At 56.7% G+C, this 26,404-nt stretch carries 23 protein-coding genes and 1 pseudogene; 11 read left to right on the top strand and 13 right to left on the bottom strand.

Annotated features, from left to right (window positions below; all coding sequences use genetic code 11):
• Nucleotides 1–35 precede the first annotated feature (35 nt).
• Nucleotides 36–1,085, bottom strand: coding sequence for a TRAP transporter substrate-binding protein (locus tag ACIQ3A_RS03000; protein ID WP_396430279.1), 1,050 nt, complete (start codon nucleotides 1,083–1,085; stop codon nucleotides 36–38).
• A 30-nt stretch (nucleotides 1,086–1,115) separates the two neighbouring features.
• The gene (locus ACIQ3A_RS03005) at nucleotides 1,116–1,541 is read right to left on the bottom strand and encodes a VOC family protein (RefSeq protein WP_396430280.1); all 426 of its coding nucleotides are present in this window, start codon (nucleotides 1,539–1,541) and stop codon (nucleotides 1,116–1,118) included.
• Nucleotides 1,542–1,774: 233 nt separating this feature from the next.
• Here ACIQ3A_RS03005 and ACIQ3A_RS03010 point away from each other — a divergent pair, with 233 nt between their 5' ends.
• From ACIQ3A_RS03010 to ACIQ3A_RS03020, 3 genes are read left to right on the top strand one after another with little or no spacing between them, the layout of a single operon-like run.
• Entirely contained in the window at nucleotides 1,775–2,641 is an 867-nt protein-coding gene (locus tag ACIQ3A_RS03010) for a hypothetical protein (protein ID WP_396430281.1), read from the top strand.
• Entirely contained in the window at nucleotides 2,631–3,836 is a 1,206-nt protein-coding gene (locus tag ACIQ3A_RS03015; RefSeq protein WP_396430282.1) for a CaiB/BaiF CoA transferase family protein, read from the top strand. Before ACIQ3A_RS03010 ends, ACIQ3A_RS03015 begins: the two co-directional genes overlap by 11 nt.
• Nucleotides 3,837–3,847: 11 nt before the next feature.
• Nucleotides 3,848–4,828, top strand: a complete 981-nt coding sequence (locus ACIQ3A_RS03020; RefSeq protein ID WP_396430283.1) for a Bug family tripartite tricarboxylate transporter substrate binding protein — start codon at nucleotides 3,848–3,850, stop codon at nucleotides 4,826–4,828.
• Between the two features lie 25 nt (nucleotides 4,829–4,853).
• On the opposite strand, the gene ACIQ3A_RS03025 is transcribed toward ACIQ3A_RS03020, so the two are convergent.
• Both ACIQ3A_RS03025 and ACIQ3A_RS03030 read right to left on the bottom strand, forming a co-directional pair.
• Entirely contained in the window at nucleotides 4,854–5,675 is an 822-nt protein-coding gene (locus ACIQ3A_RS03025; protein ID WP_396430284.1) for an IclR family transcriptional regulator, read from the bottom strand.
• Nucleotides 5,676–6,536: 861 nt separating this feature from the next.
• Complete coding sequence (locus ACIQ3A_RS03030) at nucleotides 6,537–7,463, bottom strand: LysR family transcriptional regulator (RefSeq protein WP_396430285.1); 927 nt, start codon at nucleotides 7,461–7,463, stop codon at nucleotides 6,537–6,539.
• Nucleotides 7,464–7,592: 129 nt separating this feature from the next.
• On the opposite strand from ACIQ3A_RS03030, the gene ACIQ3A_RS03035 reads away from it, so the two are divergent.
• Both ACIQ3A_RS03035 and ACIQ3A_RS03040 read left to right on the top strand, forming a co-directional pair.
• Nucleotides 7,593–8,582 carry a tripartite tricarboxylate transporter substrate binding protein gene (locus ACIQ3A_RS03035; RefSeq protein ID WP_396430286.1) on the top strand — a complete coding sequence of 330 codons (990 nt, stop codon included), beginning with the start codon at nucleotides 7,593–7,595 and terminating at the stop codon, nucleotides 8,580–8,582.
• Nucleotides 8,583–8,584: 2 nt separating this feature from the next.
• Entirely contained in the window at nucleotides 8,585–10,213 is a 1,629-nt protein-coding gene (locus ACIQ3A_RS03040) for an FAD-dependent oxidoreductase (protein ID WP_396430287.1), read from the top strand.
• A gap of 559 nt (nucleotides 10,214–10,772) precedes the next feature.
• On the opposite strand, the gene ACIQ3A_RS03045 is transcribed toward ACIQ3A_RS03040, so the two are convergent.
• The 7 genes from ACIQ3A_RS03045 to ACIQ3A_RS03075 all read right to left on the bottom strand — a co-directional run bounded on the left by ACIQ3A_RS03045 (nucleotide 10,773) and on the right by ACIQ3A_RS03075 (nucleotide 18,107).
• Nucleotides 10,773–11,228 carry a hypothetical protein gene (locus tag ACIQ3A_RS03045; RefSeq protein ID WP_396430288.1) on the bottom strand — a complete coding sequence of 152 codons (456 nt, stop codon included), beginning with the start codon at nucleotides 11,226–11,228 and terminating at the stop codon, nucleotides 10,773–10,775.
• Between the two features lie 110 nt (nucleotides 11,229–11,338).
• Entirely contained in the window at nucleotides 11,339–13,174 is a 1,836-nt protein-coding gene (locus ACIQ3A_RS03050) for a DNA polymerase (protein ID WP_396430289.1), read from the bottom strand.
• A gap of 11 nt (nucleotides 13,175–13,185) precedes the next feature.
• Nucleotides 13,186–13,821 (bottom strand): hypothetical protein, encoded by a 636-nt coding sequence (locus tag ACIQ3A_RS03055; RefSeq protein WP_396430290.1) that lies wholly within the window; start codon nucleotides 13,819–13,821, stop codon nucleotides 13,186–13,188.
• A gap of 74 nt (nucleotides 13,822–13,895) precedes the next feature.
• Nucleotides 13,896–14,135, bottom strand: a complete 240-nt coding sequence (locus ACIQ3A_RS03060; protein WP_396430291.1) for a helix-turn-helix transcriptional regulator — start codon at nucleotides 14,133–14,135, stop codon at nucleotides 13,896–13,898.
• A gap of 740 nt (nucleotides 14,136–14,875) precedes the next feature.
• Complete coding sequence (locus tag ACIQ3A_RS03065; RefSeq protein ID WP_396430292.1) at nucleotides 14,876–16,078, bottom strand: tyrosine-type recombinase/integrase; 1,203 nt, start codon at nucleotides 16,076–16,078, stop codon at nucleotides 14,876–14,878.
• A 566-nt stretch (nucleotides 16,079–16,644) separates the two neighbouring features.
• On the bottom strand, nucleotides 16,645–17,088 hold the full coding sequence (locus tag ACIQ3A_RS03070) for a universal stress protein (protein WP_396430293.1): 444 nt from the start codon (nucleotides 17,086–17,088) through the stop codon (nucleotides 16,645–16,647).
• Between the two features lie 599 nt (nucleotides 17,089–17,687).
• The gene (locus ACIQ3A_RS03075; RefSeq protein WP_396430294.1) at nucleotides 17,688–18,107 is read right to left on the bottom strand and encodes an Lrp/AsnC family transcriptional regulator; all 420 of its coding nucleotides are present in this window, start codon (nucleotides 18,105–18,107) and stop codon (nucleotides 17,688–17,690) included.
• A 141-nt stretch (nucleotides 18,108–18,248) separates the two neighbouring features.
• On the opposite strand from ACIQ3A_RS03075, the gene ACIQ3A_RS03080 reads away from it, so the two are divergent.
• Nucleotides 18,249–19,361 (top strand): ornithine cyclodeaminase, encoded by a 1,113-nt coding sequence (locus ACIQ3A_RS03080; protein ID WP_396430295.1) that lies wholly within the window; start codon nucleotides 18,249–18,251, stop codon nucleotides 19,359–19,361.
• A 36-nt stretch (nucleotides 19,362–19,397) separates the two neighbouring features.
• Here the strand turns inward: ACIQ3A_RS03080 and ACIQ3A_RS03085 are convergent, their stop codons facing one another.
• On the bottom strand, nucleotides 19,398–20,300 hold the full coding sequence (locus tag ACIQ3A_RS03085) for a LysR substrate-binding domain-containing protein (RefSeq protein WP_396430296.1): 903 nt from the start codon (nucleotides 20,298–20,300) through the stop codon (nucleotides 19,398–19,400).
• Nucleotides 20,301–20,415: 115 nt separating this feature from the next.
• On the opposite strand from ACIQ3A_RS03085, the gene ACIQ3A_RS03090 reads away from it, so the two are divergent.
• From ACIQ3A_RS03090 to ACIQ3A_RS03110, 5 genes are all read left to right on the top strand, one after another.
• Nucleotides 20,416–21,402 carry a Bug family tripartite tricarboxylate transporter substrate binding protein gene (locus tag ACIQ3A_RS03090; protein WP_396430297.1) on the top strand — a complete coding sequence of 329 codons (987 nt, stop codon included), beginning with the start codon at nucleotides 20,416–20,418 and terminating at the stop codon, nucleotides 21,400–21,402.
• Entirely contained in the window at nucleotides 21,399–22,589 is a 1,191-nt protein-coding gene (locus ACIQ3A_RS03095) for a M20 aminoacylase family protein (RefSeq protein WP_396430298.1), read from the top strand. Before ACIQ3A_RS03090 ends, ACIQ3A_RS03095 begins: the two co-directional genes overlap by 4 nt.
• A gap of 5 nt (nucleotides 22,590–22,594) precedes the next feature.
• Nucleotides 22,595–24,004 (top strand): amidase, encoded by a 1,410-nt coding sequence (locus tag ACIQ3A_RS03100; protein WP_396430299.1) that lies wholly within the window; start codon nucleotides 22,595–22,597, stop codon nucleotides 24,002–24,004.
• A 52-nt stretch (nucleotides 24,005–24,056) separates the two neighbouring features.
• Nucleotides 24,057–25,043: a Bug family tripartite tricarboxylate transporter substrate binding protein gene (locus ACIQ3A_RS03105; protein ID WP_396430300.1), complete on the top strand. Its 987-nt coding sequence runs from the start codon at nucleotides 24,057–24,059 to the stop codon at nucleotides 25,041–25,043.
• Between the two features lie 229 nt (nucleotides 25,044–25,272).
• On the top strand, nucleotides 25,273–25,617 hold the full coding sequence (locus ACIQ3A_RS03110; protein ID WP_396430301.1) for a RidA family protein: 345 nt from the start codon (nucleotides 25,273–25,275) through the stop codon (nucleotides 25,615–25,617).
• A 127-nt stretch (nucleotides 25,618–25,744) separates the two neighbouring features.
• On the opposite strand, the pseudogene ACIQ3A_RS03115 reads toward ACIQ3A_RS03110, so the two are convergent.
• Nucleotides 25,745–25,972: pseudogene (locus ACIQ3A_RS03115) on the bottom strand (DDE-type integrase/transposase/recombinase); the annotation flags it as partial.
• Nucleotides 25,973–26,404 lie beyond the last annotated feature (432 nt).

Here is a 26,404-nt window from a genome sequence, read left to right on the forward strand (position 1 = left end):
TAAGCGCAAAAGGGCCAGTTGATGGCCCTTGATACTCAAGCCAGCTTGCCGCTGTACTTCTCAAGCAATGCCCATGCCTCTGGGCCAAATTTCTTTTGCCATTCAACGTAATAGCCTGACTTTTGCAACAAATCGCGGAAAGGCTTGGTATCCAGTCGGTTGAACTGCATACCTTGGCCTTTGAGTTTGGTTTCCAGGCTGGCGTTCAGCGTATCGTGTGCAGTGCGCTGCTTGAGCGCTTGCGATTCAAAGACTCGAGTGACCAATGCCCTCAAATCATCTGGTAACGCATTCCAGCTTCTTTTGTTACCGACCAGTGAGAAGTATTCCCACATGTGTGATGTGTAAGAGCAGTACTTCTGAACTTCGTAGAGCTTGACGGCATCGATGGTTGGCAGCGCATTTTCTTGACCATCCACCACTTTGGTTTGAAGTGCGGTGTAAAGCTCGCCAATTGGGACTGTGGCTGGTGAGGCATCCAATCCTTTGAACATGGATGTCCACAGCGGTGTCGCTGGCACGCGAATCTTCATGCCTACAAGGTCTTTAGGCGATGTAATCGGCTTGGTGGAGTGGGTGATTTGACGGAATCCGTGGTCAAACACTTTGCCGACTTGGACCAAATTGAATTTATCGAAAGCGGCGCGCATGTGGCCACCAAGATCACCATCCATCGCCTTCCAAACAGTTGCATAGTCTGGGAACGCAAAGGCAATGGAATTGATGGCTGCCACAGGAACCAGGTTGCCGTAGATAGAGCCAGCGGTGCAGACAAAATCAATGGCGCCCGAGCGAACCTGCGAAAGCGTGTCGGTGTCGCTACCTAACTGCCCGTTTGTGTAAACATCAATGCTCAGACGGCCGTTTGATTCCTTCAAAATTTCAGCACAGGCGGCCTTCAATGCGACTGGTGTGGGATGACTCTCTGGCAATGTGATCGCGATTTTCATAGTGATCTTGCCCGCCCCCTGCGCCAGGACGGCACCAGGCACCAGTGTTGTTGCAGCCACGCCAGCCATACCCATCAAAATTTCACGACGGCTGGAATCTTGTGGCTTTTGGCTGGTTTTGAAATTAAATGACATCTTTGTCTCCTAAAGTGATTTGTTACTGAATCAAGCAAAAACATTGGGTTGATGAACTTCGATGCAATGACCGTCCGGGTCATACAAGAACACTTGGTGCCAACCGGGGATAGCCCAGCATCCGTAGTCGGAATAGCGAATTTTCAACTCATCACAGCGACGCATGAAGCCTTTGATGTCATCGGTGCGAAAACAGAAGTGGCCATGCCCCATGGGGTTCACAAACTTCTTCATCTTGAATCCGGTCTCAAGATCTCTTTCTGACCAATGGAACTCAATGTCGCCATCAGTCAGGAAGTCCACCTTACCTGTGTAAGCCCTGTCCTCACGCTCACGACTGATCACGGTGTGCTCGGCATCGGTAATTGCGCCCAAGCTGAACAACGTTTTATAGAACGTGGTCAAGCGGGGCAGGTTATCAGTACAAATATTCATGTGATGAAACTTGAAATTCATTGCGATTCCTGTGTTGAAGTTAAGAAATTTCCGTGTGGCTGATGCCACAAGGGATGAACGCAGGCGGGGAGTGTGATGGCTCCCCTCAAGCTCTGAGGCATACGATATCTAAATTCACATATGAAGTAAAGGATGCGCTCATGAATTATTATCGGGGTTATCCCTGATTTTTTTGGTTAAATTTGTCCTTTTCTTCACTTTTCACACTCATTGATGAATGATATTATTCGCTGATGAATTCAAATTCGATTGACCTGTTGACAGATACACCGTCCAACGAGGTGGCAATCCGTTCAGAGATTTGCAGCGTTTCAGCAGTTCGCAGAGTTGCAGCAATGTTGGACCTTGATCCTGATGCGTATGAAGAGGGATCGCCGCTGCCTCGGGGCTGGCAATTCATCTTGATGGCAGCAGACACAAGAAGATCGCAACTTCGCGCAGACGGGTTTCCGGGTCTGGGTGTGGCCATGCCTGATCTGGGACTGCCCAGGTTGTTGCTGGGTGGCAGATCGGTTGTCTACAAAGCAGATATCCCGATAGGTGCCCAAGTGACTCGGAAAAGTTCCATTCGCAATCTCACTCATAAGGCCAATGCATCAGGCCCCATAGCTATCGCCACGATTGATCATGAATTGAACTTGGCGGCCAATGATTTACCCCTGTTGCTTGAAACCCAGACCTACTTGCTGCTGCCCGCAAGCAAGGGGGGCGGGTCCGTGGGCGTATCAAGACATCCCGAAGATTTGACGGGTCAATATTCAAAAACAGTTGTTCCAGACGAAACATTGCTGTTTCAGTATTCGGCCTTAGGTTTTAACTCTCACAAGATTCACGTTGACCGTTCTCACGCAAGGAATGTAGAAGGATTCCCGGATTTGGTGGTCAATGGCGGTCTGGCCACTTTGATGCTGACCGAATTTCTGCGTCATGAAATAGGAATAACGCCACAGAACATCAAGGTTCGTCACGTCGCGCCATTGTTTTGTGGAAGCCCGATCACCATGGTTGCCAATCAAATTGAGTCCAAGTGGCAACTACAGGCCTATGACCATCGTTTCACGCTAGCCATTGATATGGAGGTTGACACCCATGAGCTTTAAACCACTGCAAGGTATCCGCATACTTGATTTAACCAGCGTTGTGGTGGGCCCGGTGTGCACCTGGCGTTTGGGACAGTACGGGGCTGAAATCATCAAGGTTGAAAACCCTGAAGGCGATCTGATGCGCGGTCTAGGCGGGCAATCGCCAACGGGCCAACACTCGGGCGCCTACCTGCATCTGAATCGAGGAAAACGCAATGTATGCCTTGATCTTAAAAAACCTGGTGCACGTGACGTCATGGATCGATTGATCGAATCAGTCGATGTCATCGTTGCAAACATGCGTCCACAGGCCTTGCAAAAATTGGGCATTGACGCCGAAACAATTCGGGCGAGATTTCCTGAAAAGATTTATTGCCTGATCACAGGCTATGGAACAGATGGGCCCTATGCGGGTTTGCCAACCTACGACAGTGTTGTGCAAGGTGTCACGGGGATGGCAGGTTTGTTTCTGGAAAGGGATGGTGCCCCCAATTACGTTCCTATGTTGATCTGTGATCATGTCGCTGGTGAAATCGCTGCGGGGTCCATTCTTGCTGCAATTGTTGAATATCAATCAACAGGCAAAGGTTGCACACTGGAAGTGCCGATGTTTGAAACCATGGCGGCTTTTGTACTTCAGGAGCATCTTGCGCAACAAAGCTTTGATCCTCCAGTCGGACCCGTTGGAGATCGTCGACTGCTCAGCCCGCACAACAAGCCCGTTCAGACTGCCAATGGCTGGATCTCGTTTACGGTCAATACCGACTCACAAGTTCGTGCATTTTTACAAGTCACCGGGCGCGACAACTTACTGGACGATGCTCGCTTCAACTCCGTTTCGGCTCGTGCGAAATATGTCAAAGAATGGTTTGAGGTAAGGGGTACCCCATTGACAGACAAGTCAACTGATGAATGGCTTGAACTGCTGCAAAAAGCGGACATCGCGGCCCAACCTTGCCACACCCTGGAAACGCTGCAGCATGACAAGCATCTAAAGGCTGTCGGCCTCATCAAACATGAGGACCATCCAACAGAAGGAAAAACTGCAGCGATACGCGCATCCATCAAGGTCAACGATAACTTCCTCGATCTGCGCACTCCATCGCAGCCCAAAGGCTGGGAATCGATAAAAATTCTGAGTGAAATGGGCTTGAGCCCAAGCCAAATCGATGAACTGGTTTCATCTGGTGCTGTCATCTCCTCCAACAACTAATTCTGAAACCAATGAAAATGACAAACCGTCGAAATGTGCTTCAAATCCTGGGGAGTGGCCTCGCACTCAACGCCTTTCCTTCATGGGCTCAAGACTTCCCATCCCGCCCCATCAAGGTCATCATTCCATTTCCACCAGGTGGCCCAACAGACATTCTCGGGCGCATCGTTGCACAAAAGCTCTCCGAACGCCTCGGGCAAAGTGTTGTTGTTGATAACAAGCCTGGAGCAAGCGGAATGATTGGTGCAGACATGGTTGCAAAATCGCCACCTGATGGCTACACCCTTCTGGTTAACGCATCACTCCATGTGATCAACCCCAGCCTGTATGAAAAATCGCGGTACGACGCCATCGCGGATTTCGCTCCGCTTAGCAACCTTGCGGACGTACCACTTGTACTTGTGGTGAATCCGAAAACACCCGTCCAAACCGTCAAGGAGCTCATTGCATGGGTGAAGGTGTCTAAGACACCCGTCAATTTCGCATCATCTGGCAATGCAACAGCACCACACCTTGCAGGCGAAGCTTTTAAGCTTGCTGCAGGTATTGAAAACATGCAGCATGTTCCCTACAAAGGGAGCTCACCGGCTCTCACTGACTTGCTCGGTGGACAAGTTCAGATGATGTTTGACTCGTTGCCCTCAAGTCAACCATTCATCAAGTCAGGGGCGCTGAAAGCGATTGCTGTCACAACACAGCGCAGGTCTTCAAGCCTGCCAGCCATTCCAACCATCGCTGAAAGTGGCCTCCAGGGATTCAACTTCAGCACTTGGTATGGGGTTTGGGCACCTAAATCGACACCAACTCAGATCGTGCAAAGACTGTCATCAGAGATAGGGCAAATCACTCGGCTGCCCGATGTTCGTGAACGATTTTTAGCATTGGGTGCTGAACCTGTTGGAAATTCAGCAGAAGATTTTGCGGCCTTCACCAAGACAGAGCTCACAAAATGGGCTCGCATCGTCAAACAATCTGGCGCGCGTGTCGATTGAAAAGTACAAGAGCATGCATTTTTAATCAACTTAAAGCTGCACCTCTGATAGAGCCACCGACCTTGCCCGAAATAGCCTTTGCCGCAGACCCAAGAGCTGCTGTGACCTCCGGTATGGACTTCCGCTGGTTTTGATCAATTCGCTCAGCATACGGAACCGTCAACGCGGCCAGGGCTCTGCCCTGCGTGTCCAATATGGGAAAACTGACCGCATAAAGCCCGCGAACCTGTACGCTTGGAACAGATTCAAAACCAATCTTTTTAATGGCCTCAAGAATTGTCGTGATCTGCTGATCTGATTGTTCCGGCCTACGTTGAATAGACTCCTCAAGCCAGAGCCTGGTCGTTTCAGCGTTTTGAAACGCCAACAAGACCCGTCCTGAAGCAGAAATGAGCACATCCAACTCAGAACCTGCTCGCACGCTGAAACCCATTCCGCTGGGAGCATCCACCTTGGCAAGCACAACTTGTTTCCCTTGCGAATAAACCGTGAGGTGACAAGACTGATCCAGTTCCTTGGCCAATCTTTGCATGACTGGTAAAGCTTCAAACAGCAAACGATGAGTGGGCGGGCTTATGTGAGCCAATTCAAACAACTTGGTCGTGATGGTGTAGGAACTGTCATCAACTTGCGCGACGTAATTACGGTCGACCAGGCACGCCACCATTCGGTAAATTTCACCCACACTGCGATCCAAACTTTTAGCCAACTCCTTTTGAGTCATCGGCCTCTCATGACGGCATAGCATCTCGAGAATGTCCAGCCCTTTTTCCAAGGCCGGCGCGGCATAACTGCGCCGCTCAACGTCAGCCGATAGTGTTTCAACCTCAAGCAAATTTTTCGCCACATCAACCCCATCGCATATGTTCAATTGAATCCAAGCTCAATCATACCTATGAACGCTTTGATTCATATGTGAATACCCATCGGCATGAGATTTAACCGGTTACACGGCACATGAAACAATGATTTTGAGAAGCCACCTTACTTAGTTGTGAGCACTGAAGTGGCCCCCGAATTTGGAACAGGTTTTTAATTGGGACACTGCCCAAAGAAACGGGTTACTCATGACTGAAGCAAAAAACGCGGAGTTCATTCGCCGGAGTTCAAGGCCAAGGTGGGACTTTAGGCTCTCGGCGTGATAAAGACTCCAAGCCAACTGAAGGCTGCGGTCGAACTGGCTTAATTTACAATTCGCGGCTCACAAGCGGAGCCTGTCTTCAAAGTGTTGGCGCAGATCCAATATTGACCACCTGGGGGTGCTGCTTAAAAGTTAGGCTGTTGCATATCGTAAACACAAGGCTCCCTCGGTATTTGATGGGACTGAGTGAGTTTTAACATCGTTGGCCCACGAAGGAACCAGCCAAAACCGCACTAGACCAAAGGCAACGCGATCTGACTGATGACTTTTCACCACTAAAGGTGCCGAGAAGACCGAGTAAGACTCAGCAGGAAAACTCACTGGTAAGTCTACGCCCAGCGCCTCTTTGACCCACTTAGCACTTTTAGTTGGCGTGAAATTGGTGCACACGGAAGCAGTTTATCGCCGACACCAAATACCCCCCCCAAAAGGGCCGGTTTGCAGCGGAAGCGGGCACCTGGTCAGACGTGCTGAGTGACATCAACCGGCCAAGAGTGGACTATCGAGCTAGACCAAATTGTGACTGCTCTCGAGTCTTGGAGGCGCATTAAAACTTGAAGAGGCACATCATTGCAGCAATGAAAATCCTGCTTTCGGAACAGCGGTTGACTGAAGTTGCTTGAGTTGCTCTCGAACAATCTCGCTGAAAGCCTCTCCGAGGCGAGGCAATGGACGATGGCGGTTTTTAACCAGATAAATAGGAAAACTAGGTGCATCTTCAATGCTCGCAAATACAAGGCCATCCGCCTTGTGTGCGCGTGCAGAAAGGTCATCCACAAATGCCACTGCCACGCCCGTGGCAGCCACCGCGCAAGCTGCCAACCCAGAACGCACTTCGGCTGCCACGTTGCGTGTCACATTGTGAGACTGAAGCCAGTGATTGATCACTGCACTTTGTGGCGCTTCTGCGCTGTAGGCCACAAGCCGCCCCGCCAGCGCTTTTGCCAATTTGGGTTTTTTCTGGGTCACCAATGCATTATCGGTAGGGAGTGCACACAAAAGTAGCCAGCGTCCGATTTCCTCGACCTCCAGTGACGGATGATCCAAAGGGGCGCTGGAAATGGCCACATCGGCCTCTTCCGAAACCAACAGTTTGACGAATTCGCGCGTCGGAAGTGACTCGAACAGCACGCGAGCGGTCGGGTATTGGTTGATCAGCATGGCCATGCTGCGCGGCACCAGCTCCAAAGCCGTGTTGGCACTGGAGAGCACACGCAGGGTTGAGTGGGTGCCGTAACGCAGATGAGCTGCGACATCTCGCACATGCAAAACGCCGCGGTAAACCTTCTCAATTTCTATATGCAGCTCGCGTGCCTCTGCCGTGGGCACCAACCTTCCACTGCGGCGTTCAAACAGTGCCACATCCAGTTGCACTTCAAGGTGCCGCACCAGTCTACTAATGCCAGGCTGCGACACATGCAGCAATCGTGCAGCCTCGGTGGTCGTCCCCGTATTCATCACTGCGCGGAACACTTCAATTTGTCGCAAGTTCATGTTTAATATTATCCAGTCAATAACTTAATGTTATTCACAAGACACATTTTGGTATTTGATTGCATTAAAAGGCATGCCTAGGATGGTGTCCATCGGACCTCGGCAGGTCCTATTAACAGGAGACCTCCCATGTTCAGCACAAAGAAGCCCACCTCACGGCGCATAGTCGTCGCCGCATTTCTCAGTGCCTTTACCTCGATAGTGAGTGCGCAGTCGGCCGTTTGGCCAAGCAAACAAGTGACGCTTGTCGTTGGTTTCGCACCCGGGGGGTCAGCAGACATTCTGGCCCGTGCGGTTGGACAAAAATTGTCTGCTGCCTTAGGGCAACCGGTCGTGATCGAGAACAAGCCCGGTGCTGGTGCGACCATCGCCAGTGCTGCTGTGGCAACCGCGCCTGCGGACGGTCACACCTTGTTGTTTGTGACATCGGGTCATGCTGGTAGCGGCGCGCTTTACAGCACCCTGCGTTATGACCCGGTCAAGTCCTTTTCCGCAGTTGCCAAGATCGCAGCTACACCCATCGTGATCGTTGCCCCCAGTGCTCAGCCTTGGAAATCACTCGGCGAAATGCTGGGCGCCGCTCGTAAAGCACCCGGCACACTCAACTATGCAGCAGGAGGAGGAGGAGCGACCACAACCGCATTGGCCGCAGAATTCCTTAAGAAAGACGCCTCCGTGGATATGGTCCAAGTGCCCTACAAAGGATCTGGCCCCGCTTTGACCGCATTGCTGTCAGGCGAAGTTCAGGTGGGCTTTGAAATTCCCACCAGCGCATTACCGCACATCCAGTCCGGCAAGCTCAAAGCACTGGCCGTCACCTCACGCATACGCAGCCCTGCTTTGCCGGAGGTCCCCACCGCCATCGAACAAGGCATCCGTAATTTCGAGGTCATTGGCTGGTTTGGTCTCATGGCTCCTGCAGGCACGCCAACTGCAACCGTCAGCCGATTGAATCGGGAAATCAACACGCTGTTGGGGTTACCCGACATGCGTGAAAAACTCGCCAGTTTGGGTCTTGAGACAGGGGGCGGTACCTCCGAGGACTTCCAAAAGTTAATTGAAACCGACACTCAACGGTATGGCGAAGCCATTCGCCGCATGGGCATTAAAGTTGATTGAGCATGACCACATCACGCACGCCCAAAGCGCAGTTGGTGATTGTTGGCGGCGGCCTTGGTGGTGTTTCGGCTGCGCTGGCAGCATTGCGGCTGGGTCAGTCCGTGGTTCTAACCGAAGAACTTGAATGGCTCGGTGGTCAACTGACTGCTCAGGCCGTCCCCCCCGACGAATACCCTTGGATCGAATCTCTGGTCGCATCGCAAAGTTATGCACACCTGCGCCGTGCCATTCGCGATTACTACCGCCAAAACCTGCCCCTGACACCTACGGCAGCACGTGCGTTCTGCCTCAACCCCGGCTCAGGTAATGTCAGCACTTTGTGTCATGAACCCTGGGTTGCTGCGCGCGTGATCAATGAATTGCTTGCGCCATGGGCGTTCACGGGTCAATTGCGCCTACTTCGCCGCCATCGTCTGATGCGCGCTGAAACAAAGGGAGACCGGATCACAGCGGTGCATATGCAAGATCTCTCCACCGGCGACAACCTCGTTCTGGAGGCATCCCTTTTCATTGATGCCACGGAAACCGGTTCGCTGCTGGATCTGGCCAAAGTTGAACATGTGTTTGGCGCAGAAGCTCAATCGCAGACACAGGAGCCACACGCCCTTGTCAATGCAGACCCATGGGATCAGCAGGCCGCGACCTGGTGCTTCGCAATGGCGTACCACCCGGGTGAGCACCATGTCATAGATAAGCCCGAAGGCTATGACGGCAACCGTACCCTGCAACTCGACTGCTGGCCGAATGCGCAATACAGCTGGACTGTGTCGGATTTTGTGACTCACCAGCCGCGTGTGCGTCCCTTGTTTGTGGGGCCAACCGATGCGTCTGGCCTGTACGACTTGTGGCACGCCCGGCGCATTGCCTGGCGGGGGAATTTTCAGCCCGGTGTTTATGCCAGCGATATCACTTTGGCCAACTGGCCACAAATGGATTATTGGGAACGCCCCTTCATTGGTGTCTTGCCAGAAGAAGAAAAGCAGGCCTTGCACGAAGCTCGCCAATTCAGTCTGGGTTTTTTTTACTGGATGCAAACCGAAGCACCTCGGCATGATGGCGGACAGGGCTATCCCGGCCTGCGTTTGCGCGGTGATGTGCTTGGCACTCAAGATGGCCTGGCCCAACAGGTTTATTGGCGTGAGGGGCGACGCATCCTTGCAGAATTCACCGTGCTGGAGCAGCACATCGGCGTGTCGGCAAGACCTGGACAGAATACTGCTGAGTACTTTCACGACAGCGTGGGTATTGGGGCTTATCGCATCGACCTGCATCCCAGCACGCGAGGCAGGAACACGGTCGACATCGATTCATATCCATTTCAGATTCCCCTGGGGGCGCTGCTACCGCAGCGTGTGGACAACCTGTTGCCCGCATGCAAGAACATCGGAACGACGCGCATCACCAACGGGGCCTATCGCGAGCACGCTACCGAGTGGAGCATTGGAGAAGCTGCTGGATCGTTGGCTGCGTTTGCACTTGGCAAAGCCATCCCAGCCCGAGCGGTACGTGTCCAGAGCGCACATTTGCAAGAGTTTCAGCAATTACTCCGATCCCAAGGGGTGCTTCTTGAATGGCCCCGATTCGGCGCCATGACTCCAGGAATGCGGACGGGCTACAAATCTGTTAAGTGAGTTTGTAGTCTGTGAGGTGCGTAAATATGGAAGTGACAACTTCTCACCAGTTTTTGAAGAGTGCCGACATTCAAAGGGTGCTGTCAACTGGCCGCTCAAGGCCTGGAGGCTGTCTTGAACGGCTGTACTCTGCCAGAAGCCAGCATTAAAAGCGCTCGTGCCAATGTCTGCATGGGGTCGGATGCTGCCGGTCAGTCGACTTGCCGCGAGCGACGGTAGCCAGCCTAAAGCCGCCTTGCTCACTTATGCCTCAGGGGCGGTTCTTGGCTCACCTTCAGGACATTTACCAACAAGCTGCAATACGCGCATCGCGCGAACACGAACACGAACACGAACACGAACACGAACACGAATAATTTTAGTTATGAAATATAACCAAATAAAGGATCATGGGTTAGCAATAAAATGAAGGTAAAACGTCGGTCTGATGCCAAATGCCTCCAGGGATGTACACCCCCTACCCCCCCTTTCGGCCTCCGACTTTGTCGCACGCCATCTCATTGGCAAATCGATGATTCTTTGCAGCAAGTCTGCGTAAAAAGAAAGGCTCACCAAGGCCTTAGATCGGGCCTTGCTTGCGTTCATTTGCGCTCTTGATGGGGATGGTGCGGCGAGCCTTTTGAGGCGCTCCTGCCCCTGCTTTTTTGAGCCGATAGCGCGGCAACTTGCCAGTGTGTCGTTGGCATTCAATCAGGCCCACTTTTTCCAGTTTGCTGGTGGCGCGATGCCACCACCGAAAGCCCCGCGCAAAGGCATCGATTGTGCGTGGGGGCAAGGTGATCCAGTCGTTGCGCCGCACCCCATATGCCGCCGCTTCAATTGCGGCTAAAGCGATCAAGGCACTGTCAGGCAAGTTCAGCTCACGGGCCCGTTGTACTTGTGCGCTGTCCAATCGAAAGACGTACAACTTGTCCTGGCGTATCCCCCGTTGGGCTTTGAGTTGTTGCAAGGTGGTGGTATCGAACGCCATCTCCGATTGAACTTCTGCTGGGTGATGTGTCTGCAAGGGTGTCATGACTGAACTCCTTTCTTTCTTACTTGGTTAATAGACAGGGAATAAGGGAATAAAGGGAAAAGGGAATAGATACGGGCCTACCTGTTTGTGGAGGACTTCGACCTTTTTTGTCACGCATTTGCGATGGGTTCGTCGTTATTTGTCCGACACGTTTCGGCAGGGTTCGGCGAGCGGCTTTCGAGCCCTTCCAGCAGTTCCAACACCCGATCCCACATGTCGCCAACCCGCGGGTCGTCATAGCGCTCGGGGTGGCGAATGATGTCGGCGTCGGTGCGCACCTCAAAACCACCCAATACGACCCTTGAGGCGCGCCCCATCAGGGCACGCGCTTGCACCACCTTCGCCTCGATCTCGTCCTCGGCCGCTTCAATCAGCACCGCGTCATGCACCGGGGCACAAACTTCAATGCCAGCTTCGGTCAGGTAACAACAAGCCAGGCGCAGCATCTCAGCGCCATGCGATTGCATCGGATGGTTCAACAGCGCGGTGGGCCGGGTGTTGCCCGTCACATGCAAGCGCCAACCAAAGCAGGTGTCGATGTGGTTGAGCAGCATGGCGTGGTCACCTACGCGCCGAATCCAGGCCCAGAACACGGCATAGGTGCGGTGGTGCGCGTTCAGTAAAGAGCGCGCATGGGCCAAGCTGGTGCCCATGTTTTCTGCCAAGGTGCGCGCTTGCATGCCAAACAAGGTGCCCAAGACCAGGCTCTTGCAGGCATCGCGGATGGGTTTGTGACTGGCCTTGGTGGCATGCGGTGGTGCCAAGCCCGCCGCGATGGCAAAGCCCAGGTACGGATCGCCCGATTGGTAGGCCTGGAGCATGGCCGCATCCCCCGACAGCGCTGCGGCAATGCCGATCTCTTGGCTGCCAAAGTCGATGTAGGCCAAGGCGCGGCCCGGGGCGGGCTGGATCATGCGGCGCAGCCACACCGAGGGCGCGAAGATGAACTTGGAGGCCGCCGGTTGGTTGCGTCCAGTGCGGGCGCGAAACGGCGAGAGCAAGGTGCGGTTGCGACCGTCGGCGCCAATGGCCATGTCGGTAATGCGCAGCTTGGCCAAGTTGTTTTGCACTTCGCGCACCGGCCCAAGGATGGGATGGGCCAGGGCCTGCTTTCTGAACACGTCCTCCGTCAGCATCAGGTGGCCTGATTCCGTGCGCGGCCAGGGGATGCCCTTGTGCTGCAGCCAAGCGGCGAACTTGGCGTGCTTGAGCGTGGTGCCCTCGTAGAACGGGTATTCCTGGCGGATGCCGTCGATCAGTGCCAGCTTGATCTGGTCCCAATGGGCCGACAGCCGCTCGAACAATGGTTTGTCCACCGGGATGCCGGTGTGTTCCATCCGGGCCACGGCGCGCATGTAGCGCCCGCGCAGCAAGGCGTGCTCCAGCCAGTGCGCTCGGACAGCGAGCTGGGCCACCAGCTTGGGCAGCAGGCCTTGCAAGGCATACACGTCGCTTGCGCAATAGTCCAGGATGCCCACTTGGTCGCTGGCGTCGTAGGGGGGACCCGCGATGATGCGTTCGCGCCAGTGCGACTTCACGTCCGGGTCCAGATGGGACAAACCGAAGTGGGCCAGAGCGGCCAGCAACGAGGCGCCCTTGAGCCCCAGCTGCTCATCGCGGCCGTTGCCAAAGGTGCGGAACTCGGCAAAGAGGTCCAGCACGTTCGCGGGCATCGGCCAGTTCAGGGCCAGGTGGCAACCCATCTCGGCCGAGGCGTAATAGGCCACGTACAGGTCATCCGGCGAGATGGGCAGCGGCGTGCTCAGTGGCGTGTTGAGCGCCGGCCCCCACAGCCGAATCTCCCGGCCGCTGCGCAGCTCCAGCGCCACGCAGCACACGGGCTCGGGCCGCTCCCCGGGCCTGGCCATGAACTCGAAGTCCACGCACCAGACTTGCGGGAAGCGGTCCAAGACCGCTGGCAAGGCAGCGGGCAAGGTAGTGGTCAAGTGCACCGCACTCATTCTTGGCCCAGCAAACGGCGAATCAGCGGGTGTTGCTCGCTCTCGATCATGCGATCGCGCGTGGCCAACTGAAACACCTTGCTCCAAGATTCCTCGGGCCACTTGGGATCACCCAGATCGGCCATGGCCACATAGGGCTGGTAGGCCCCCAAGTTCATGTCCGCCGTTATCCGCACCCAGCGGTCTTGGGCTAGGGAGGCGCAATCGGCCGCGGACTTGCGCCAAGCATCTCCGCGCCGGTCCTCGCGGGGCAGCTTGACGGGCCAAAGAAACACCACATCCTGGCGCGTGACACAAAAGTGCAGCCGCACCCCTTCAACAAACGACGAGACAATCGGCACGACCTCGGGCAGCACGAAGAAATTCTCGCGCTCAGTCTTGTCTTCGATCAGGCAGCAGTCCAAGAAATGGCTGGGGTGGACCCGAAAGAACTCGTTCTTGTTGGGCTTGCGCACGGCCACTGTGAGCAAGGGTTTCTTCACGCCGACGATCGCATCGGCATAGCTTTGCGAAATGCGCAGCTTGGCCATGAGGGCGTCTTCGGCTTGCTCGGCAAGGATCTGCTTGGCTTCCTCGTGGGTGGATGCGTCAGCGGGGGTGGTGTGGGCGGGGCTGTTGATAGGGGTGTTCATAAAAAGACTTTCAGAAATATTGGAGGAGGGGGTTTCGTGGATGGCCGGAGCCTGGGTTGAAGGCTTGGGGTGACTCATAACAGCCTTTGGCGGGCTGACTCGAGATGGCTCACCAGGGCTCGGATTTGGATGGGCGATTTACCGGCGATCCGAGCCGACACGATCGCTTGCACCTCGCTGGATGGCCAACCCACAGCGCGGGCTCCGATGCGCACAGGCTTGGTAAAGAGCCCTTCTCGGATGGCGTTGTAGATGCTGGCGTGGCTACGGTGACCCGTTTCAGCCTTGACGGCTGGCATTCGTAACATGGACATGGTGAATCTTTCTGCGCATAGCAGTTGCTACCCAGACAGTCAGCTGTTGGGTTGAATTGATGAAGAAACTAAGGGGGGATTCCCTAGTCATTCCTGCAGGTGAGGAATGCGGGGAGGTGCTGCAAAACGTTGGGGCTTGCCCGGTGGTTACAGCGGCTGCACACCGACTGGGCGGCCAATGTCTTGAGGTGTGCTGTGGCAGGTGTTTTAACCCTGTGGTGGGCCCCGGGGTGGGCCCGTTGGAAAGCGTGTTCCAAACCGGCGCATCGGTGGTGCTGAATGTTTTGGTGGGCCGCGGCCGCAAGGGCTGCGCGAGGTTATCCGACAGATGGGACAGCGCACGATTTCATTCACGGGGCCGCTCAAGGCCTTAAGAGCCACGGCCTGTAAAACCAGCGGCCACAGCCAAGCCTGGCCGAACATGGCGGCCAATGAAAATGTATTCATGGGGGGTCCAAAAACAAAAAAGCCCCGGATCATTCGATCAGGGGCTGTAGCAGCAGGGGAGTTTGTTTTGATGACGCCGCGGCCTGCCAAGAGGCATGCCGCGACTCTGATTCGTTATCAGGAATGTAAATGGTAACCGATCCAAAGAACTTGTGCCAAGTCTGTACAAATTACGTCGTTAAATAGCACACACAACCCAGGGGCGGCAAGGGAGTGGAGGGATGACCAATGGGTCATGGATAACCGCCCCATAGATCCTAGGGCGGGTATTGCTTAGACATAACCGGCAGCTTTTACTCGCCCTTTGTGACCCAGTCATCCCAGCTTTGCATCAGGCTTTTGCGGGCCTCGAACAAGGTGCTGCGTTGGTAGGCGGCCTCCACCGGGTCGGGCAGCTTATGCGCCAGGGCGAACTCGGCCACATCCTTGGGATGGTTGGGCTCCTCAGCGGCCCACACGCGAAAGCTCGAACGAAATCCATGTGGACTGATTGCGCGGCCATCGGCATCAAGGTATCGGGCCTCAGGCACAGCCCGCTCATTCATGCGTTTGATCACCGCCGCCAAGGTCATGTCTGACAGGGGCGAGCGGCCCCAAGTGGTGAATACATAGTCCTGGGGCTCTCCTTGTTGCAAGGTCTTTAAAACCGCCAAGGCGGTGGTGCTCAACGGCACGATGTGGGTTTTACCCAGCTTCATCCGCTCTCCTGGCACCGTCCAGGTGGCTTCATCAAAGTTCACTTCGCCCCAGGTCATGCCCCGCACCTCACCGCTGCGCGCTGCTGTGAAGATCAAAAACGCCAGGGCCGCTTTGGCCACACCGTTTTGAACGCGAAGCTCAGCCCAAAAGGCTGGCAGTTGTCGCCAAGGCAGTGAGGGGTGGTGCCTGACCGTGCGTTTGACCTTGGGCAGCAGGTACTCCAAGGAACCGGCGAAGACGGCGGGGTTGGCTTGGGTGCGGTGTTTGGCGGCTGTGGCATAGCCCAGGACTTTTTCGACGCGGCCGCGCAGTCGGGAAGCTGTTTCATTTTTCTCTGCCCAGATAGGCAACAAAATTGCCAGCACATCATCCTGGCTCACCTGGTCCACGGGCTTGTTGAGGATGGGCTTGCAGTACTGATCGATCGTGTTGGCCCACTGCTGCGCGTGTTTGGCGTTGCGCCAACCCTCGCGTCGGTTGTCGATGTAGCGCTTGGCACATTCGCCAAAGGTGGGCATCTTGTTGATCGTGAGTTTGACCTCACGCTCATTGATGGGGTCAGCACCTTGCTGGACCTCACTCAAGCGTGTCATGGCTTGCAGGCGGGCCTCTTTGAGGGAGACCTGTGGGTAGGGGCCCAAGCCCATCTCACGGCGCTTGCTGTGCACCGTGTAACGCAGCACCCATTTGGCGCGGTGGTTGGGTCCGACAACGAACCACAAGTTATTGCCGTCACCGTATTTACCGGGCGTTTTGAGGAGCGCTTTGCACCGGAGTTCATTTAATCCGCCATACATGGGAGTCCACCTTTCAGTCCACCTTTTTGAGGTGGACCAGTGTAGATGAACCTGTACGGCTCTGCAAACTAGAAATCAAATAATCCAATGAAATCAACGGTTTAAGATTTCAAAGAGGTTCAATTTACGATAATTATGGAGGACACCGCTTCCGCCAGTTAAGAACCCTAAGTAATTGATTTACTTAGGGTTTTTTTAAGTCTGAATCAGTCCACCTTTTAGTCCACTTTTTTGGAACTAAAAAAATCTCCGCGTGGTACAGCCGGGGGTTGACGCCGATCCAACGTGATGCGGTAAGTCGTATTGAGGCCGAATGTGATGGATTGCAACAAAAATATTTTCTTGTTTGCGAAACGATTCGACCCTGGGCACAGGACCCACCTGACCCGTTTCATTTCGTAAAGGAACGGGCTGATCTGAAGTCAAATTAAATCGGTAAAAGCTTCAGAAAATGGTGCGAGAAAAATGCTGACAGTCTTTAGCTGGATTAACGCTACAAGCCAGCAGCTAGCCAATCATAGAACCAAGCTGGTCTCTGGATGACATCAATGGAATGTGCGACCAAATCAAGAAGGTGTAATTACGATGAGCACGTTGCAAGGCGATTCCTCGACCAGGGATTTCGCTGTGGAGCCACTCCACCACCTGCGTAGCAGGCTCTTCTCATGCTTGTGGCCAACGACGATCAGATCAGCTTGTTGCTCTTGTGCGTAGCGGGTGATCTCGCGGATGGTTTCACCTTTCAGCAGTACGCCATCTGCATGAAACCCCAAGTCTGAGAGGACCTGGACACCGGTATCCAACAGCTGGTGAGTCTCGTCTTCGTGCGTGGCTGAAAAGGGTTGACTCATATAGCCCATTTCCACCGCCCCCGTCGCCATTTCTAACGTGGGCACGACAGTTAACAATGTCAGCTTTGCTTGCCGCCATTGGCTGAGGTCTTGAAAACTAAGCAGGGCTTTCTGCCCCGTGGGGGAGCCATCGTAGGCGAGAAGGATGCGTTGGTACATGGGCTACTCCCTGCATCTGAAGGATTCAAATGACAGTTGATCTTGAGCCGTGCCGCAGTGATTGAAATCAGTGTTTTCCCTTGAGGACAATTTTGGGGTATCCCGATGCTAATGTTGAGACGCAATGACACGACCTGCGCGCTGTAGATATCTTGTGAGATAAAAAAGCTGTCGTCACGGTCAACATCGTTAGTGATACAGCGTGAGACAACAAACTTTTGCAGCATTGCTGTCTGTTGCGACGATGTGCAACGGTGTGCACTAAAAACACTTCGGGCAATGCCATGTTTTGCAGGGGCTGGAAATTAACCACCTTAACCACCTAACCACCTCCAGGGGGATAGGGGGTGTACATCCCTGGAGGCATTTGACGTTAGACCGCAGTGGATCCTTCGTTTTATTGCTACCCCATAACTGGCCACAGATGAGAATTATCTTCACCTGAGTCGGTTGGATTCATTGTTCGTGCGTTGTGAACGGGGTTTATTACCCGCCGTTTCCACCACCTGCTGGCGTGGTGTTTGATTATCCAGTGACTGGTGTGGGTGCGTGCCTGTCAAAGCGCCGCTGCGCAGTTGTCCAAGGGTGTGCATGGACGCTCAGCGATAAGTGGCCAGATGGATGTTGGTCTCGGTACTGCGGATACCGCTGATGAGCCGGATACGCTCCAGCACATCGGACAACTCTTTCATCGACGAAGCCTCGATTTCGGCCAACAAATCCCAGCGGCCATTGGTGTCGTGCAGCGCCACCACACTGGGCTCGCCCAACAAGCTGGCAATCACTTGGCGCGTGGTGTTGCCCTCGATCAGCACGCCCATCCAGGCCTTGATGCGCTCGGGCTCAGCCTCGGGCCGCAGCTTGATGGTGTAGCCCACGATGACCTGGCTGTCCTCGAGTTTGCGCAAGCGGTTGTTCACGGTGCCGCGCGACACCCCCAGCTTGTGCGCTAGGCCGGCAATGTTCATGCGAGCGTTTTGCCGCAAGAGGCTGATGAGGCGTTGGTCAATGTCATCCATGCTGCATATTGTCACTCGGATCGATCATTTTGCCAAATATATGACTTTTACAGCATATTTTTGGCGATTTACATTGCCACGCTGGGCCTTGAAACTTCTCGCATCGACCCACCAAGGGCAAAAGACCTGAGCAGCACGACCATGAAACACCCCCAAAACACCCCCTCCAAGGCCTCTTTTTCGACCATGCCCCTGTACCTGAGCGCCCCCGCTGCCGTGGCCCTGGTGCGCCGCAAAGGCCTGAAAAACTGTATCTCTGGCATCGCTGAGCACATCCGTGCCGACTTTTTGCGCTGGCCGGACTTTGACAAAACGGCCCGCGTGGCCCACCACTCGCCCCACGGCGTGATCGAGTTGATGCCAATTTCAGACGGCACCACCTACAGCTTCAAATACGTCAATGGGCACCCCCAAAACACCGTCATCGGCCTGTCCACCGTGATGGCCTTTGGCGTGCTGGCCGATGTGGCCACAGGCGCCCCCACGCTGCTGAGCGAATTGACGCTGACCACTGCCCTGCGCACCGCCACCACCTCGGCGCTGGCGGCCCAGACCTTGGCCCGGCCAGGCAGCCGCGTGATGGCGCTAATTGGCAACGGCGCGCAAAGCGAGTTCCAGGCCATCGCCTTTCAACACCTGCTGGGCATCGACACCCTGCGTTTGTTCGACATCGACCCACAAGCCACCGCCAAGCTGGTGGCCAACCTGAGTGGCAGCGGCCTGACGCTGCAGGTCTGCGCCAGCACAGCCCAAGCCGTGCAAGGCGCCGACATCGTGACCACCGTCACCGCTGATAAGGCCTGCGCCACCATCGTCACGGCCGACATGCTGGCACCGGGCATGCACATCAACGCCGTGGGCGGCGACTGCCCGGGCAAGACAGAGCTGGACGCCGATGTGCTGCAAGCGGCCAAGGTATTTGTCGAGTTCACTCCCCAAACCCGCATCGAAGGCGACATCCAGCAAATGTCTGCCGACTTTGCCGTGACAGAGTTGTGGGAAGTGCTGCATGGCAGCCGTACAGGCCGCGACAGCGACGCTCAAATCACCGTGTTTGACTCGGTGGGCTTCGCACTGGAGGACTTTTCAGCCCTGCGTTTCATGCACACCGAAGCGCTGGCATGGGGCTTGGGCGAGCGCCTGAACCTGATCCCGCAAATGGCCAACCCGAAAAACCTGTTTGGCACCTTGCTCGACAGTCCCCTCCAAGCCGTTCCCCTACACAGGCAGCCACGCCTTGTGGCTACGGCCTGAAGTCTTGGCGCGAGGCCTGCATGGTTGAAGTCGCATTCAGCTTGGGCTTCGCGACGCGATCGCATCAGTCAAGCACCGCGCCAGATAAGCCGCCGCAGGGGTGAGCGGCACCTCGGGTGGGGACAACAAGACCAGCTCGATGTCGGGCGGGCGCATGCTGCGCAGCGACAACTCCACCAAACCATGCCCCTCGGGCTGGGCCAGCAAGGGAGCGGGCATCACGCTCATGGCATCGGTTTGCCGAATCAAGGCCATGGCGGCCATCGCGTCGCAGCGCGTGATCTGCTGAGGTGGTGACACGCCCGCCTGCGCGAACATGGCCAGCAAGCCCTCGTCCAACCCTTGTGAAAATGGGCCTGGCATGACCCACTCCAGCGCGGCCAGCTTGGCCGCTGTGGGCTGGCGCAGCACCGGGTGGCCTGCCCGCACCACCAGTTTTTGCTGGTCTTTTTGAAGCCGGGTGCACTGGAACTCCTGGGGGGTGACATCGCCGCTGTCAGCCACGATGGCAAAGTCCACGGTGCCATCGCGCAAGCCCGGCAAAACACGGGCCACCAGGCCTTCGATCAGGCGCAACTCGATGTGCGGGTAGCGCTTGCGAAACCACAAAAACGCCTCACCCAGCACGGTGAGCATCAGGTACGGCGTGATTGCCACCCGCACCGTGCCTGCCTCGTCGCCCTGCGCTTGCTGCAACTCGTCTTGCGCCAGCGCCAACTGGCGCATCACCAGCAGGGCCCGGGCGTGCAAGCGCAAACCTGCCTCGGTCAGCCCAACCCCTCGCGATTTGCGCACCAGCAGGGCCACACCCGCCTCCTCTTCCAGTTGGCGCAAGGACTTGGTCAGGGCCGCCTGGGTCAGGTGCAGTTCTCGGGCGGCGGCGCGGATGCTGCCGTGCTCGACTGCGGCCACCAAAGCCTGGAGTTGGTGCAGTTTCATGGGGTGCAGTTTAAAGCAATGACAACCTCAGGTTGTCATGAAGAAAATTGACAGTCTTTCAGTTGTCTCTTGGCGGGACTAGCATGAGGCCATATTTTTGACGATGGAGAACGCCATGAAACTGATCAACACCCTGGGCCTGTTGCTGGGCGCGGCCATGGCCGTTCAGGCCCCTGTGCAAGCGCAAAGCTTTCCCAACAAGCCCCTCAACTTGATGGTGCCCTACCCGGCAGGTGGCCTGTCAGACATCATCGCGCGCAAGATCAACGTGCCCTTGGCAGCCGAGCTCAAGCAACCCGTCATCATCGAAAACCTGGGCGGCGCAGGCGGGGCCATCGCGGCGCAAAAGGTGCTCAATGCGCCCGCAGACGGCTACTACCTCTTCCAGGGCTCGCCCAACGAACTCATCCTCGCTCCCTTGGCCATGAAGGCCGTCAAGCACAAGCCCGACGACTTTCGCCTGATCCAGCGCATGGCCATGGCCCCCATGGCCATTGTGGCCAGCAAGAATTTTCCGGCCAACAATCCGCAAGAGATGGTGGCCGAGATCATCAAACGCTCCAAAGCTGGCAAACCGGTCAACTACGCCAGCGTGGGCATCGGCAGTTTCTACCATTTGCTGGGAGAGGAAATGGCCAAAAAGCTCGGCGCTGAAATGCTGCATGTGCCCTACAAAGGCGGCGGCCCCATCCTGCAAGACTTGCTCGGTGGTCAGATTGACCTGTTCATCACGCCCTATGGTGCGCCCCATGTGCACATGGCCAAAGAAGGCAAAACCAAATTCATCGCCGCCCTGTCGCCCCAGCCGCAGCGCCTGATTCCAGAGGTGCCCTCGGTGGACCAGGCCAAAGAGCTCAAAGGCTTTCACTACACGATTGGCAGTGGCTACTACGTGAAAAAAGGCACACCCGAGCCCGTCGTCGAGGCCTTGCACCGGGCGCTGACCAAGGTCATGTTTGACGCCGATTTCCGCAACACCATGACCGCCATGGGCCAGGAAGTGGGTGAAGCTTTGCGTCTGGACCAGACCGATCAGGTCTATGCCGAGGAAGTCAAGCTCTACCAAGGCATTGCCAAGTCCATCAAGCTCGAAGCCCAATGAGTGTGCTGCATGCCTTGCAAACGCGGGCCGCGCCCTTTGTGGCGCTGCGCCGTGATTTGCATCGCCACCCCGAGCTGGGCCTGAAAGAGTTCCGAACCTCGCAGGTGCTGGCCGAGCAGTTGGAAAGCTGGGGTTACCGCGTCACGCGGGGCCTGGCCACCACCGGGCTGGTGGCCCAGCTGCAGCGCGGCAAGGGCAGCAAGCGCCTGGGCCTGCGGGCAGACATGGACGCCTTGCCCATCCACGAAGCCAATGACTTGGCGCACTGCAGCGTGCACGCGGGCGTGATGCACGCCTGCGGCCACGACGGGCACACCGCCATGCTGATGGCAGCGGCCCAGTACATCGCGCAAGAGGTCGAATTTTCGGGCACGCTGAACCTGATTTTTCAGCCCGCCGAAGAGAACCCCGGCGGCGCGAAGATCATGATTGAAGAGGGCCTGTTTGAGCGCTTTCCCTGCGATGCCATTTTTGCTGCGCACAACATGCCTGGCGTTCCTGCAGGGCAGCTGGTGTTCATCGATGGCCCAGCCATGGCGTCCAGCGACGACGTGACCATCACCCTGACCGGGGTGGGCGGGCATGGCGCCATGCCGCACCTCGCACAAGACCCCATCGTGGCAGCGGCGGCCATCATCATGACGCTGCAAACCATCGTCTCACGCAATGTGGACCCGCAGCACACTGCCGTGATCACCGTGGGTTCGCTGGTGGCGGGCAAAGCCAACAACGTGATCCCCGCCAGCGCTCGGCTCGAATTGAGCGTGCGCTCGCTCGACCGCGAGGTGCGCGACCTGCTGCAAACGCGCATCACCCACCTGGTCACAGCGCAGGCCCAAAGCCTGGGCGTGCAAGCACACATCGACTACAAGCGCGACTACCCTGTGCTGGTGAACACGCCCGCAGAGACCGAGCTGGCACGCCAGGTCGGCACTGAGCTGCTGGGGGCCGAACGCGTGACCCGTCATGGCCGACCGCTCACGGGCAGCGAAGACTTTGCTTTCATGCTGGAGCACTGCCTGGGCAGTTATTTCATGATCGGCAACGGTGCAGGCGAAGGCATGGGTGATAGCGCGGTCGCCCACGCCTGCATGGTGCACAACCCGGGCTACGACTTCAACGACGACATCTTGCCCGTGGGCGCAGCCTTCTGGGCCTTGCTGACCCAACGCTACCTGAAAGACTGAACACCATGACCACCGAACTCTGGCAACTCAGCGCCACCGAACTGGCTGGGCGCATCGCCCGCCGCGAAACCACAGCACGCGCCGCCACCGAAAGCGTGTTGGGCCGCATCGCCGTGGCCAACCCGAAGGTCAACGCCCTGGCCAGCGTCAAGCCCGACAAAGCCCTGCAAGCCGCTGACGCCGCCGATGCCGCGCAAGCCCGAGGCGATGCGCTCGGGCCGCTGCACGGCGTGCCGGTCACCATCAAGGTCAACATCGATGTGCAAGGCGAAGCCACCACCGACGCTGTGGCCGCATTCAAGGACAACATCGCCAGCAGCGACTCACCCCTGGTGCAGTCCATGCGCGAGGCAGGCGCGATCATCGTGGGACGCAACAACGCGCCCGCATTTTCCTTGCGCTGGTTCACCGACAACGCATTCCATGGCCGCACGCTCAACCCGTTTGATGTGGGCGTGACCCCCGGCGGTTCAAGCGGTGGCGCGGCGGCTGCCACCGCCTTGGGCATGGGCGCGATCGCGCACGGCAACGACTACGGCGGCTCGATCCGCTACCCGGCCTGGGCCTGTGGCGTGGTCGGCCTGCGCACCACCGTGGGCCGCGTACCGTCGTACAAGGCCAGCGCACCCAACCGCATCATCAGCAACCAGCAGATGTCGGTGCAAGGCCCGCTCACCCGCACTGTGGTCGATGCCCGGCTGGCCCTGCAAGTGATGTCGCAAGGCACACCACTGGACCCACAATGGGTGCCCGCGCCTCTTGAATTTGCCGATGCCAAGCAACCCACCCGCGTGGCGGTGTTTCGCAGCTGGACACATTCGGCGGTTGACCCTACCGCCTCTGCGGCAGTGGACCAGGCGGCACGTTGGCTCGAAGTGGCAGGCTACACCGTGGAAGAAGTGGAACCCCCGCATTTCGCCGAGGTGTCGGCCATGCAGATGCACATGGTCATGAACGACATGCGCCGTGCAGGTGATGCCTTCATGCGCGAGAACGGTGACGATGCGCTGCGCAAGGCCCTGGGTCATTACATGGCGGTCTCGCCCGTTTGGGATCGGGACCAATATCTGGAGGCCATGACCCGGCGCTTCAACATTGCCCGCGACTGGGCGGTGTTTTTCGAGCGTTACCCGGTGCTGCTCATGCCCAACTCCTGGGAGCGGCAGTTCAAGATCGACGAGGACCAACGCTCACCCGAGCGCATCGCACAGATCTTTCTGGCTCAAGCTCCGATGCTCGGCACCGCCACGCTCGGCTTGCCTGGCCTGTCGGTGCCCACGGGCGTGGTGAGCGGTTTGCCGGTCGGTGTGCAGATCGTCAGCACCAAATTCCGCGAAGACCGCATGCTGGCAGCGGGCGAAGTGATCGAGCGGGCCGCGAAATTCTCGGCGCTGGATTATTTGCTGGCGCACTGACGCCTGCCAATTTGTTTCACCCTTTTCATTCACAACAACCCAGGAGACCTTCATGAACATTTCCTCACTGCTTCGGTCATTGCTCGCAGGCTTGGTGCTCGGCGTGACCACCTTGCAGGCCAGTGCGCAGGCCTGGCCAGTCAAACCCATCACCATGATCGTGCCCTGGCCGGCTGGCGGCCCTTCAGATTTTGTAGCACGCAAATTGCAGCCCGAGATGGCTAAGGCGCTGGGCCAGCCGCTTGTGATTGACAACATTGGTGGTGCGGGCGGTGCCATTGGGATTCAGAAGAACGTGGGGGCTGCTGCTGACGGCTACACCTTTTCACTGGCCAGCCCGTTAGAGCTGATCGTGGCACCACTCACGCTGGCGGCTGTCAAGTACAAGCCCGAAGACCTCAAGGTCGTGGGTCAGATCGTCAAGGCTCCACTGGTGCTGTTGGCACGCAAAGACCTGCCAGCCAACACACTCGATGAACTGGTGGCCTTGACCACCCGGCCGGGCGCCAAGGACTTGTCGGTGGGCAATGGCGGCAACGGCAGCTTGTTTCATCTGGTGGCTGAGAAATTTGGACAGCAGACCGGGGCCAAGTTTGTGCATGTGCCCTACAAAGGTGCCTCCCCCATGATGACCGACCTCATGGGTGGCCAAGTCGACCTGGCTTTCACCATCTTCGCTGGCAGCATTCCCTCGATGATTGCGGACGGGAAGGTCAAGGTTCTTGGACTGACCAACCGCACGCCCTTGCCCAAGTTCCCACAGATCGCGGCGATGGCCGCTCACCCCAAGTTGGCAGGCTTCGAATTCGACTCCTGGGCCAGCATCGTGGTGCCGCGCAGCACGCCCGATGTGATTGCCAACCGTATCAACAAGGCGGTTTATGAGGCTTTGCAGAACCCGGAAATCCGCTCGGCTTTCGAGGCCACCGGCAACCTGATCGTCAACCCGACCTCGGTGGCAGACCTGGACCGTGTCTACCGCGATGAGATCGCCCGTTACCAGGCGATTGCCCGGTCGATCAACTTCGAACCCCAATAAGCGATAACACCTGCGCTTGCCCATGATCCAAAGGCCCGATGCCTGAGCACTTTGGACACTGCGCAAGTGTTGCCTTGCCCACAATGTCGCAATAGATGCGGGCCCGGTAGACCGATCTTTCGGTCTCGCTGTTGGCCGCGATGTTGCTTGCAGTATCAACAAAAGACGACTCACTCATCGAACGATTAGCGTGCCGTAGCCCCTGGTTTATTTTCTGAAAATTAACGCCATGATTCACCGCTTTGAAGTCGGAACTCGCATGTCAGAAATCGCCGTGTACAACGGCACCGTCTACCTGGCCGGCCAGGTGGCGCATGACTCCTCGCAAGACATCGCAGGGCAGACCCGCCAGGTGCTTGAAGGCATCGACATCTTGCTGGCACAGGCTGGTTCGCACAAAGGCCGCATCTTGATGGCACAGATCTTCATTGCAGACCTGCATGACTTTGCCGGGATGAACGCGGTGTGGGATGCCTGGGTTGTGCCCAGTCAAACACCACCGCGTGCCACCGTACAGGCGGCGCTGGCCAACACGGCCTGGAAAATTGAGGTGGTGGTGACTGCGGCGGTCTAATCAGCGCCTCACCACCGGCGCCATCTCCAGGCACTTGTTCGAGTAGCCTTACTCGTTGTCGCACCAGGCCATCACCTTATTGAAGGTGCAGTCTAGGGCCATGCCCGCTTCGGCGCCAAACACGATGGTCGCTGTTGAACACATCAGGCTTGCCGTGCTCACGCAAGGCGTCCTTCAGGCAGTCCACGCAAAACGCGGCTTCGACGCTGTTGCTGATTCGCCAGCTGAGCACCCGCCGGGAGTACAAGTCAATCACAACCACGAGGTAGGCAAAGCCCCGCGCCCTAAGCACGAAGGTGATGTCCTTGCTCCAGACCTGATTGGCCCGCACCACGGGCACGCCGCGCAGCAAGTAGTGAATCGCCCTGGATTTCGTGGAGGCCAGTTGGTTTAAGTTGAGACCTCGGTCTCGGTCTTTCCGGCTAGTTGCCGCCAGTAGTTCGCCTCAGCTTCAGCCGGTGGAATACACCAATCGGACTGTGCAGACGGTGATTGTTGAACCACAAGCCCGGCGATGAAAAACGTACCCCAGTGATCATTGGACCCGAGTTGCATCAGCACTGGCTAGGCGCGACGGTAGAAGAGACTCAGGCACTCTTGACATGGGCGCATATGCCCATGCTCACTGCTTGCGCAGCTCCGCGGAACTGACAGCAATTTCTTGGGTGAATGGCGCTCGTAGTGTTCGACGTGTTTAACTTACAAAAAGTGCCAAAGGTCTTATGGGGGCTCTTATGGGGGAACTCTAGAAAAATTCCTCGAAAAGGCTCATGAATGCAAGCGGTAA

The sequence above is a fragment of the Limnohabitans sp. genome (assembly GCF_044361985.1).
Taxonomy (GTDB): Bacteria; Pseudomonadota; Gammaproteobacteria; order Burkholderiales; family Burkholderiaceae_C; genus Limnohabitans_A.

What these genes read in the sequence shown, in the direction of transcription:
- ACIQ3A_RS03000 (WP_396430279.1), bottom strand. Translation starts at nt 1,085, where the DNA reads ATGTCATTTAATTTCAAAACCAGCCAAAAGCCACAAGATTCCAGCCGT.
- ACIQ3A_RS03095 (WP_396430298.1), top strand. Translation starts at nt 21,399, where the DNA reads ATGAGTGTGCTGCATGCCTTGCAAACGCGGGCCGCGCCCTTTGTGGCG.
- ACIQ3A_RS03035 (WP_396430286.1), top strand. Translation starts at nt 7,593, where the DNA reads ATGTTCAGCACAAAGAAGCCCACCTCACGGCGCATAGTCGTCGCCGCA.
- ACIQ3A_RS03065 (WP_396430292.1), bottom strand. Translation starts at nt 16,078, where the DNA reads ATGTATGGCGGATTAAATGAACTCCGGTGCAAAGCGCTCCTCAAAACG.
- ACIQ3A_RS03105 (WP_396430300.1), top strand. Translation starts at nt 24,057, where the DNA reads ATGAACATTTCCTCACTGCTTCGGTCATTGCTCGCAGGCTTGGTGCTC.
- ACIQ3A_RS03070 (WP_396430293.1), bottom strand. Translation starts at nt 17,088, where the DNA reads ATGTACCAACGCATCCTTCTCGCCTACGATGGCTCCCCCACGGGGCAG.
- ACIQ3A_RS03045 (WP_396430288.1), bottom strand. Translation starts at nt 11,228, where the DNA reads ATGACACCCTTGCAGACACATCACCCAGCAGAAGTTCAATCGGAGATG.
- ACIQ3A_RS03080 (WP_396430295.1), top strand. Translation starts at nt 18,249, where the DNA reads ATGAAACACCCCCAAAACACCCCCTCCAAGGCCTCTTTTTCGACCATG.
- ACIQ3A_RS03075 (WP_396430294.1), bottom strand. Translation starts at nt 18,107, where the DNA reads ATGGATGACATTGACCAACGCCTCATCAGCCTCTTGCGGCAAAACGCT.
- ACIQ3A_RS03100 (WP_396430299.1), top strand. Translation starts at nt 22,595, where the DNA reads ATGACCACCGAACTCTGGCAACTCAGCGCCACCGAACTGGCTGGGCGC.
- ACIQ3A_RS03030 (WP_396430285.1), bottom strand. Translation starts at nt 7,463, where the DNA reads ATGAACTTGCGACAAATTGAAGTGTTCCGCGCAGTGATGAATACGGGG.
- ACIQ3A_RS03015 (WP_396430282.1), top strand. Translation starts at nt 2,631, where the DNA reads ATGAGCTTTAAACCACTGCAAGGTATCCGCATACTTGATTTAACCAGC.
- ACIQ3A_RS03010 (WP_396430281.1), top strand. Translation starts at nt 1,775, where the DNA reads ATGAATTCAAATTCGATTGACCTGTTGACAGATACACCGTCCAACGAG.
- ACIQ3A_RS03085 (WP_396430296.1), bottom strand. Translation starts at nt 20,300, where the DNA reads ATGAAACTGCACCAACTCCAGGCTTTGGTGGCCGCAGTCGAGCACGGC.
- ACIQ3A_RS03005 (WP_396430280.1), bottom strand. Translation starts at nt 1,541, where the DNA reads ATGAATTTCAAGTTTCATCACATGAATATTTGTACTGATAACCTGCCC.
- ACIQ3A_RS03020 (WP_396430283.1), top strand. Translation starts at nt 3,848, where the DNA reads ATGAAAATGACAAACCGTCGAAATGTGCTTCAAATCCTGGGGAGTGGC.
- ACIQ3A_RS03055 (WP_396430290.1), bottom strand. Translation starts at nt 13,821, where the DNA reads ATGAACACCCCTATCAACAGCCCCGCCCACACCACCCCCGCTGACGCA.
- ACIQ3A_RS03110 (WP_396430301.1), top strand. Translation starts at nt 25,273, where the DNA reads ATGATTCACCGCTTTGAAGTCGGAACTCGCATGTCAGAAATCGCCGTG.
- ACIQ3A_RS03040 (WP_396430287.1), top strand. Translation starts at nt 8,585, where the DNA reads ATGACCACATCACGCACGCCCAAAGCGCAGTTGGTGATTGTTGGCGGC.
- ACIQ3A_RS03060 (WP_396430291.1), bottom strand. Translation starts at nt 14,135, where the DNA reads ATGTCCATGTTACGAATGCCAGCCGTCAAGGCTGAAACGGGTCACCGT.
- ACIQ3A_RS03090 (WP_396430297.1), top strand. Translation starts at nt 20,416, where the DNA reads ATGAAACTGATCAACACCCTGGGCCTGTTGCTGGGCGCGGCCATGGCC.